The organism is Streptomyces sp. NPDC046900 (assembly GCF_040644975.1).
In the GTDB taxonomy this organism is placed as follows: Bacteria; Actinomycetota; Actinomycetes; order Streptomycetales; family Streptomycetaceae; genus Streptomyces.
Genome location: NZ_JBEYXD010000057.1, coordinates 46,417 through 55,433, shown reverse-complemented (window position 1 = coordinate 55,433; position 9,017 = coordinate 46,417). Strand labels below are relative to the sequence as shown.

Annotated in this window: 11 protein-coding genes; 2 read left to right on the top strand and 9 right to left on the bottom strand. The window is 71.0% G+C overall.

What is annotated here, in order from left to right:
* Positions 1 to 94: 94 nt before the first annotated feature.
* The 7 genes from ABZ904_RS35985 to ABZ904_RS35955 all read right to left on the bottom strand — a co-directional run bounded on the left by ABZ904_RS35985 (position 95) and on the right by ABZ904_RS35955 (position 5,823).
* Complete coding sequence (locus tag ABZ904_RS35985) at positions 95 to 241, bottom strand: hypothetical protein (protein ID WP_359396079.1); 147 nt, start codon at positions 239 to 241, stop codon at positions 95 to 97.
* Positions 242 to 306: 65 nt separating this feature from the next.
* Positions 307 to 513, bottom strand: coding sequence for a hypothetical protein (locus ABZ904_RS35980; protein ID WP_359396081.1), 207 nt, complete (start codon positions 511 to 513; stop codon positions 307 to 309).
* An 18-nt stretch (positions 514 to 531) separates the two neighbouring features.
* A complete protein-coding gene (locus ABZ904_RS35975; RefSeq protein WP_361828191.1) occupies positions 532 to 1,119 on the bottom strand; it encodes a DUF5947 family protein in 588 nt (195 codons plus the stop codon).
* Positions 1,116 to 1,670 (bottom strand): NifU family protein, encoded by a 555-nt coding sequence (locus tag ABZ904_RS35970; RefSeq protein ID WP_359396085.1) that lies wholly within the window; start codon positions 1,668 to 1,670, stop codon positions 1,116 to 1,118. Before ABZ904_RS35970 ends, ABZ904_RS35975 begins: the two co-directional genes overlap by 4 nt.
* Complete coding sequence (locus ABZ904_RS35965) at positions 1,663 to 3,456, bottom strand: nickel-dependent hydrogenase large subunit (protein WP_359396088.1); 1,794 nt, start codon at positions 3,454 to 3,456, stop codon at positions 1,663 to 1,665. The genes ABZ904_RS35970 and ABZ904_RS35965 overlap by 8 nt, the downstream gene beginning before the upstream one ends.
* Positions 3,457 to 3,493: 37 nt before the next feature.
* Positions 3,494 to 4,579 carry a hydrogenase expression protein HypE gene (locus ABZ904_RS35960; protein WP_359396090.1) on the bottom strand — a complete coding sequence of 362 codons (1,086 nt, stop codon included), beginning with the start codon at positions 4,577 to 4,579 and terminating at the stop codon, positions 3,494 to 3,496.
* Entirely contained in the window at positions 4,576 to 5,823 is a 1,248-nt protein-coding gene (locus ABZ904_RS35955) for a hypothetical protein (protein WP_360998431.1), read from the bottom strand. Before ABZ904_RS35955 ends, ABZ904_RS35960 begins: the two co-directional genes overlap by 4 nt.
* 357 nt (positions 5,824 to 6,180) lie before the next feature.
* On the opposite strand from ABZ904_RS35955, the gene ABZ904_RS35950 reads away from it, so the two are divergent.
* Positions 6,181 to 6,393 carry a hypothetical protein gene (locus ABZ904_RS35950; RefSeq protein ID WP_359396095.1) on the top strand — a complete coding sequence of 71 codons (213 nt, stop codon included), beginning with the start codon at positions 6,181 to 6,183 and terminating at the stop codon, positions 6,391 to 6,393.
* A gap of 54 nt (positions 6,394 to 6,447) precedes the next feature.
* Positions 6,448 to 7,182 (top strand): SOS response-associated peptidase, encoded by a 735-nt coding sequence (locus ABZ904_RS35945; protein ID WP_359396097.1) that lies wholly within the window; start codon positions 6,448 to 6,450, stop codon positions 7,180 to 7,182.
* Positions 7,183 to 7,209: 27 nt separating this feature from the next.
* Here ABZ904_RS35945 and ABZ904_RS35940 read toward each other — a convergent pair whose 3' ends face one another.
* Together ABZ904_RS35940 and ABZ904_RS35935 are read right to left on the bottom strand one after the other, a co-directional pair.
* Positions 7,210 to 7,914, bottom strand: coding sequence for a DUF2071 domain-containing protein (locus ABZ904_RS35940; protein WP_359396099.1), 705 nt, complete (start codon positions 7,912 to 7,914; stop codon positions 7,210 to 7,212).
* A gap of 103 nt (positions 7,915 to 8,017) precedes the next feature.
* A complete protein-coding gene (locus tag ABZ904_RS35935; RefSeq protein ID WP_359396102.1) occupies positions 8,018 to 8,920 on the bottom strand; it encodes a universal stress protein in 903 nt (300 codons plus the stop codon).
* Positions 8,921 to 9,017: the final 97 nt, after the last annotated feature.

The window sequence follows — 9,017 nt, the reverse complement described above, 5'->3', positions numbered from 1 at the left end:
CCGAGATCACCACGACCGCCATCATGGCTGCCACCGCGGACTACTTCGGGCTGACTGCGCGGCCCGGCCCAATGGCGCCCGGCGGGAAGGCGGGTCAGCGGCGGCGCCTGGTGACGCCCGGCAGTCCCACCATCCGCCAGATCCTGACTTCGCGTACCAGCCCGGGCATCTCCCGGCACAGTACGACGGTCGCCAGGCCCGCAATGAGCAGCGCCTCGGCGATCAGCACTCGTCTGGCCATGTTCCCTACTCCTCGGTCCTTGTCTGCGGTGCCGCACCGGAAGCGGCGCGGTGGTGGATGCCGCCTCATCCGGGAGGAAGGTTCGGCATGGTCTTGGCGATCGCGTTGTGCTTGCGCCAGTGGATTCCGGTCGAGCGGCGGGCGTCGGCGGTCCCGTCCTTGTGGTGTCCGGTCTGACGGCTGTAAGGCCCCCTGTTGCCCTCGTGCAGCCCGGAGACATGGGTCGGGGTGTCGGGTTTCACGTGCGGCTTGCCTACTCGGATGATGCCCATCAGCTCCTCCTTGCCGGTCTACGGTTGTTCGGTCAGCTCCGCGAAGAACTGGTCCACGGCCGGCCACACCCGGCTGCCGCCGGACAGACCTCGCCATTCCCGTCGGACGAGCGCGACCATCCGGAAGCAGTCGTCGATGGGGACGATCCAGTGCTCCTCCGCGGAACGGGCGGTGTTCACCAGTAGCGCCTCCACAGCCGGTTCGAGGGTGGCGAGCGGGGGGCACTGGGCGACGACATCGCGCCATGCCTCCGGGTCCGCCTCCCAGCGCGCGGCCCCCGCGGGGCTCGGGTAGTGCGCGGTCACGGTGCTGTCCGCACGCGCGAGGAAGAAGGCCAGCCCCACCGGGACGCCCAGGGCGCGAGTACCCACCGGAGGCAGGCGTACCCGCCGGCTCGGCACCAGTCGGTACCGCCCCTCGCTCGCCTCGGCCTCGACGAAGAGCAGGGAGCAGGGCCGGCAGGCGCACAGCACCTCGTCGTTGCCCACGTCGAGCAGATGCCGGTGGTCGGACGGGGTCTCGACGCCGCACAGGTCGCAGCGCTCCGCCTCCGGTCGCCGGTCCGCGGCGGAGCGGATGACGCGGGCCAGAGCACCGGAGGTCATGACGGCTCCGCGACGGACGCCGGACGCAGGGTGAGTGCTTCGAGCGGTACGAAGGTGCTGCGCCGCCCGTCAGTCCCCGGCGCCCGTTCGACGCCGGAGAGCTCGGGGGCCAGGGTGAGCACGGCCTCGCGGACCGCCTCCTCCAGTTCGGCGGCGGAGGAGGATCCGCAGCCCTTGGCGGCGAGCCGCACCCGGGCGACGCCCTCCTCCACGGCCGTCAGCTCGACGTCCCCGCCCCGCTCGAGCACCGAGGGGCGCAGCGCGTCGACCGCGCGCTCGGCCCGGCGCTCGGGCGGTTCCGGGTGGATGTCGTGAAGCACCAGGAGATGGCCGATGAGCTGGTCACCGGCCATACGGTCGACGAGGGCGCGGTCGGCGCCGTCCAGTACCCGGGCCAGCGCCTCCCCGTAGACCGCGGCGAGTACCTGCACCGCCTCGACCGCGGCGCCGGTCATGGGCCCCGGGGCGCCCTCGATCTGCTCGAGCAGCAGGTCGAGGCGCGTCAGCCGTTCGGCGACCGCCGCCTCGTCGAGCCGCACGGACTCAGGCATGAGCCGCTCCGTACGTGGGCGAGTGCAGCTTGGTCAGCGTGTTGCCCTTGCCGAGGTACATGTGCACCCCGCAGGGCAGACAGGGGTCGAAGCTGCGGACGGTGCGCATGATGTCGACGCCCTTGAAGTCGTCGGGGCCGTTCTCCTCGAAGATCGGCTGGCCCTGGACGGCGTCCTCGTAGGGCCCGGGGGTGCCGTACATGTCCCTTGGGCTGCCGTTCCACGGCGTCGGCGGGTACGGATGGTAGTTCGCGATCTTCCTGTCCTTGATCACCAGGTGGTGGGAGAGGACACCGCGCACCGCTTCGTGGAACCCGCAGCCGATCGCCTCGTCCGGCACCTCGTAGTTCTCGAAGACCTTGGTCTCGCCGGCACGGACGAACCCCATCGCCTTCTCGAGGAAGTAGAAGGCCATGGCGGCGGAGTACGCGACGAAGTACGGCCGGGCCCGGTCGCGTTCGAGCGTGTTGCTCCACTTGGGGATCTTCCACTCCAGCGTCATCTCCGGCAGCTGCTCGCTCTTGGGCAGCGAGATCTCCACACTGCGGCCGGTGGCCTTCACGTACGGCGTGTCGACCATGCCGTTGAGCGCCGTCGACCACAGGCGGGCCAGAGGGCCGCCGCCGGTGTCCAGCGGAAGGTGCTCGGAGGTCTTCTTGTTGTACCAGCGAGGGCTCATCACCCAGCTGTAGTTGCCGTCGAAGTCGCGCTTCTGCGGCATCGGGACCGTCGTCTGGTTCCAGGGGTGGCGCATGTCGACGGGGTTGCCGAGCGGGTCGTGGGTGACGAACGGCTGCTCGTTCGCCCAGTCCTCGTAGTAGGAACTGCCCAGCAGGATCCGGATGCCCAGGTTGATGTCGACCAGGTCGTTGGTGACGAGTTCGCCGTCCACGATGATGCCGGGGGTGACGTACATCGCCTTGCCCCACTCGCTCATCGTCTCGTAGCGGTAGTCGCACACGTCGGGGTTCTGCCAGGCGCCCCAGCAGCCGAGCATGATGCGCCGCCGGCCCACCTCCTCGTAGCCGGGCATCGCCTCGTAGAAGAAGTCGAAGACGTCGTCGCTCATCACGACGGCCTTCTTGACGAAGTCGAGCACGCGCACCAGGCGGGAGAGGTAGTCGGTGAAGGTGGTCGGCTCCGGCATCGTGCCGACACCGCCCGGATAGAGCGTGGAGGGATGGACGTGGCGCCCCTCCATCAGGCAGAACATCTCCCGGGTGATCCGGCTGACCTTCAGCGCCTCCTTGTACACCTCGCCCTCGAACGGGTTGTAGGCGCGCATCACGTCGGCGATGGTCCGGTACCCGTGGATGTTCGCGTGGCGTGCCTCGGTGCGCTCGGCCCGCGCCAGGAGGCCGGGGTTGGTGGACTTGACCATGGCTTCGCAGAAGTCGACGAAGACCAGGTTGTCCTGGAAGATCGTGTGGTCGAAGATGTACTCGGCCGCCTCGCCCAGGTTGACGATGGTGTCGGCGAGCATCGGCGGCTTGACGCCATAGGCCATCTGCTGGGCGTAGTTGGAACACGTGGTGTGGTTGTCACCGCAGATCCCGCAGATGCGCGACGTGATGAAGCCCGCGTCGCGCGGGTCCTTGCCCCGCATGAAGACGGAGTAGCCCCGGAAGAGGGACGAGGTGCTGTGACACTCCACGACTTCCCGGTTCGCGAAGTCGATCTTCGTGTAGATGCCGAGATTGCCGACGATCCGGGTGATCGGGTCCCAGGACATGTCCACGATCTGCGCGGGTTTGCGCTTGGCGCCCCGCGCCTCGGTTGCCGTCATGTCCGTGTTTTCCTCGCTCTCTTTCGCTTGTCCGGTCTCAGGGGCGCCAGTGGGCGTCGTAACCGCTGGTCAGCTCGGCCTTGGGGTGACGCCACTTGGGTTCGCGGTTGACCGCCATGTTGGTCAGCCCGCGCAGTCGCCGGATCACGGCCCCGTAGGGTCGGATCAGGGCGGCGGAGAAGGTGGCGCCCGTCGGCTCGTCCATGAACGGCATGAAGGCGTCCGGGAAACCGGGCATCGTGCAGCCGATGCAGATGCCCCCGACGTTCGGGCAGCCACCCACGCCCGCCATCCAGCCGCGCTTGGGCACATTGCAGTTGACGACAGGACCCCAACAGCCCACCTTGACCATGCACTTGGGCGAGTTGTAGTCCCGGCCGAAGTCGGCCTGCTCGTAGTAGGCGGCGCGGTCGCATCCCTCGTGCACCGTCTTCCCGAACAACCACTGCGGACGCAGCATGTGGTCCAGCGGGGGCGGCGGTGCCGACCCGGCCGCGTGGTAGAGCACCCAGGTCAGCGTCTCCATGAAGTTCTCGGGCTGGATCGGGCAGCCCGGCACGTTGACGATGGGCAGTCCGCCCTGAGACTTGAACTCCCAGCCCAGATAGTCGGCGAGGCCCATGGAGCCCGTGGGGTTGCCGGCCATCGCGTGGATCCCGCCGTACGTGGCGCAGGTACCGGCGGCGACCACCGCCCAGGCGCGGGGAGCGAGGTGGTCGATCCACCAGTTGATGGTGAGCGGCTCACCCGTCTCGGGGTCGTTGCCGAACGAGGTCCAGTAGCCGTCGCCCTGGATGATCTTCTGGTTGGGGATCGATCCCTCGATGACCAGGATGAAGGGCTCCAGGTCGCCGCGTGCCGCCGCGCGGAAAGGAGCGAGGAAGTCATCGCCGCCCATGCTGGGCGAGAGCACCTTGTTGTAGAGATTGACCTTCGGCAGACCCGGTACGAGCCCGAGGACGATGTCCTCGATGGCGGGCTGACCGGCCGCCGTCATCGAGATGGTGTCGCCGTCGCAGCTCATGCCCTCGGAGATCCACAGGATATGGACCTCGTCGAACCCGCGTGGTTGCTCGGCCTTGTCGTTGCGTCGGCTGACCTTGGTACCGCTTTCCACGGTCATGTGCTCGGCCTCCCTTGCAGTCGGTCCCGGAGTCGGTCGTAGGCCGCGGCCACCGGTCCGGCGAACGCCAGGGCGGGAGACGCGTCGGATGCGTGCGGATGTGGTTCGGTCGTGGCACCGCGCTCGTCGGGGGCGGCGGCGTCCGCGGCCGGTACGGCGTCGGCGGCCGTCGGGGCGAGGGAGCGGATGGCTCCGTGCAGCCGGGCCAGCACCTCCGGCGGCATGGTCTCCACCCGGTCCAGGATCGACGCGGCCCGGGCGTCGGTGGCGCGGGCCTCACGTTTCTCGTCGTCCGTGAGCAGCAGCGTCCGCAGGGTCAGGATCTCGTCGATCTCCGCGGCGTCGTGCAGGTCGCCCGGACTTTCCGGCGCCACCTGCGGGTGGTCGGGCAGGATGATCGGGGCGGACAGGACGAGGCCGTCCGATCCCTCCTCGCCGGCGAGCACCGGGAAGGTGTGCAGGTTGCGGCAGTCCCGGACGTGAGCGGCGGCCTCCTCGGGCGGGTCGATGGAGGAGAGGAAGCTGATTCCCTGGCCGCCGATCAACGTGTGTGTCGCGATGAGCGCATGGCGCAGGGCCTCTTCGCGAGGGGTCTCCGGCGGGGTCGCCTCACCGGTGTTCTCCGTGCGCACCCGGAGCCGGTGCAGTCCTCCGGGGCCGGGGAGCCGCTCGGCGTACAGCGTCGTCCGCGCCTCGACGGGGCACCGCCGGCGCACCAACCGCCCCACGCCATCGGGAAGTTCCTCCGTCTCCTCACCGCCGGGAGCAGCCAGGGCGAAGTGCCGCTCACCTGCCAGGAGGGCGGCCAGCGGAACGACGAGGTCGCTCTCGCGCGGCACCGCCTCGTCGAAGGCCAGATGGACGTCGCCGGCTGTCTCCACGGAGTCCACGGGGGTGTAGCGGCCGTCTTCCTCCCGGAGCTCGACGACCCTCTGCTGCATCTGCAGATAGCGCACGCGCACCTGGACCACGGCCTCGGGCTCTGCCCGCAGCAGGCATTCGGTCTGCTGCTGCCAGGACTCCACGGACCCCGAGATGCTCGGCGCGACGGGGCCGGGGGCCCCCGCCCAGGCACGCGGCGCGAGGATGCCGAACTGCCAGCGCACGCGGTTCTTGGGCGACGATCTCCGGTACGGGTAGAGGAGGTAGCCCTCGTAGAGGACGGCGTCGGCCACGGCGCAGGCCTCGTCGACCGCGGAGTGCGCCACGCGCGCGCTCCCGGGCTCCCGGTCAGGGTCGCTCACCGTAGCTCCTCACTCGCCAACTGTCCTTATTGCAGTGGTTTACAACGATCACACCTTTTATCGGATTCGGCGCGCATTGGGCGGCGGACGGGTGAGTGGCGCGTCGGCTTGGGAGGACCGCGGAGTGGTGGGGGCGAGAAGCCCCCGGATGCCGCCGTTCGGCCATTCGGGTGGTCGCGCCGTGGCCGTCGCGGCGCGTATGAGGGACGAGGACATGTGCCCCGCGTGGGGGTGGCAGGCTGCGGGCGCTGGGCCGGGGCCGTTGCGGCGAGTCGCGGCCCTGCCGGGCGGCACCGCGCTCGCGCGTCGTGGGGGCCGTCGGCCGTTTCGGAGCGCGTACCAAAGGAGCGGAGGCCCGTGGAGACGAGCCCGGTCGACTGCGCCGAACCGTCCGGCCCCGGTGCCGTTGGCACCGAGTCGGCGTACCGCCGGGGGCGAGCGGCCCAGGCCGGTGGCGCGGCGTTCGGTGACGCGAGTGCGTGGGACCTGTTCCGGATGGCGTTCGCCTCGGTGACCCCGCCGGGGGCGCGTCGGGGGTCCGCGTCCGGGGGCGACCTCGCCCGCTCGTGACCGCCCCCGCCCAGGCGCCGGAGTCCTCGTCACGACGCGTGGCACAGTGAGCCCATGTGCGGTCGATATGTCTCCACCCGCAGCCCCGAGGACCTGGCCCGGCTCTTCCACGTCACCGACTGGAACCGTCAGGACGCCCTGGAGCCCAACTGGAACGTCGCCCCGACCGACGACGTATGGGCGGTGCTCGAGCGCGCGCCCCGCGGCGGTGGCACTGTGCGGCGGCAGTTGCGGCCTTTGCGCTGGGGGCTGGTGCCGTCCTGGGCGAAGGACCCGAAGACCGGCGCAAGGATGATCAACGCCCGGGTGGAGACGGTCCATGAGAAGCCGGCCTTCCGCCAGGCCTTCCTCAAACGGCGCTGTCTGCTGCCCGCCGACGGGTTCTACGAGTGGCAGCAGGTCCCGGCGGCCGGCCCGGCGAAGGCGCACAAGCAGCCCTACTTCATCAGCCCCGAGGACGGGCAGGTGATGGCCCTGGCGGGGTTGTACGAGTTCTGGCGGGATCCGGCGGTGGCCGACGACGACGACCCCGCGGCCTGGTGGACCACCTGCACGGTCATCACCACGGACGCCACCGACGCCGCGGGCCGCATCCACCCGCGCATGCCCCTCGCCGTGCCCCCCGACCAGCAGGACGCCTGGCTGGACCCCGAGCAGCAGGACCCGGCCCGGCTGCACGGAGTGTTGCACCCGCCCGCGGACGGCCGGCTGGCCGCCCGCCCGGTGTCCACGGCCGTCAACAACGTCCGCAACAACGGCCCCCAGCTGCTCGATCCGGTCACACCCTAGGTCCCGGGCGGGTTCGACCCCGGCCGCTCAGTGGCTGCGGACCGGATGCGGCAGTGCGAACCGCACCGCGCTCACCCGTGGCGAGAAGTGGAACACCGGGGGCCCGGCCGGCGCGGGAAGCCCGGCCGCCGCCGTCAGCGTCTGGCGCAGCTCCACCGCCTCGACACGGCACAGCGGCCACGGCTCGTGATCCACGGAGGTCTGCCACAGCACCCGGCCGGTGCGGGTGAAGGCCCGCCAGCGGGAGGTCAGCCAGACGTCCCTCGGATCCGGGTCGATCGGTTCTCCCGGACGGACGGCGAGGCGATAGGACGGGAACCCCCCGCGGCGCACTCCGGCATAGCGCACCGTGGCGCCCTCCTTCCGCACCTGCAGCACGCCCAGATGGTAGGGCGCGCCGATCAGCCACCCCGCCAGCATGGCCGGCACGGCGACCTCCAGGGAGAGGAACCACAAGCCGTCGAGGCCGTCGGGGCGGTGCACGAAGGTGCGCAGATTGGTCTCCGCGAAGGACGACGGAGTCGGTGGCAGAACGCCGGGGCGCAGAGCCGACATGACGAAGGGCGTGAACCCCACCCACGCCGCGTCCTCGTAGGTGTCGACGGTCAGCCCCGGCGGCAGCAGCGCCTGCACGCTCCGCGGGTCGTAGGGCCAGTGGACGAAGGTCTGACTCAGCCACCGCGCCTTGAACAAGGGCAGAACGACATGCCGTTCCCTGGTGTACGACACCATGGCCACCAGCCTACGCAGCGGCCCGGCCCCCGGCCGGTCGCGAGCCCGGTGGCGCTGCCCCGAGTGTGCCGCCCCCAGATCGGCTTCGCGTGGCCCCGCTGCGTCAGGCGCCCTCGTCCTCGACCGGGACGAGTGGGTGGGGCACGGCGATGACAGTGCATCCGGCATGGCGCAGTACGCCCTGGCTCACCGAACCCAGCAGCAGACCGGCGAGGCCGCCGTGGCCCCGGGTCCCCACCACCAGGGCCGCCGCATGCGCGGACTCCTCGGCCAGAACCCTCGCCGGATGACCGCTGACCACGTCCAGGTGCAGCTCCACGTCCGGGTGCTCCTCGGCGCGGCCGGCGGTGGTGCGGGAGAGCAGAAGCCGGCCTTCCTGCAGCGCCTGGTCGTCGTCGAGTGCGCCGAGCAGCCCCGGCTGCCGCACGTACAGCGCCCTCAGGACCGCGCCCCGCAGGGCGGCCTCCTCGAAGGCGAAGGCGACGGCGGTGGCCGAGCGCGCGCTGCCGTCCACGCCGACGACGATGTACTCGGGCCGGTCGGGGAGGTGTTCCGGCTCGGGCACGACGACCACCGGGCAGCGGGCATGGGCCATGACGGGCAGAGTGATCGAGGTCGGTCCGAACACCTCGGTCATCCGGCTCGGATGCCGGGACCCCAGTACGAGGGCCGTGGCCTCGTGGGCCTGCTCCCGCAGGATCTCCACCGGGTGCCCTTCGGCCAGCAGCCCGGCCACCTCGACCTGCGGCTGGCGGGCTTCGGCGAACGCCACCGCCGCCTCGAGGAGATGCTCTCCCGCGTCGTGCAGCGTGTGGTCCCGCGCACTCCAGGAGTGCGGCATGTCCCATCTGCGGAACTCCGTGGTCGGCACGCTGTCGACATGCACCGGGCGCAGCGGCACCCGGCGACGCGCCGCCTCGTCGGCCGCCCAGGCCAGAGCCGCGCGCCTCGCCGGGTCGGGATCGACGCCGACCACGATGGGCCGGCCGCCGTCCGGTCGGGTCATGGTCATCTCCACCAGCGCTGGGCCGGCCCGTCCGGTACTGACGTGCGGGCAGCCGCGAACGGCTCCTCGCCCTCGCCCGGGGCGGCGGCTGCCGGGA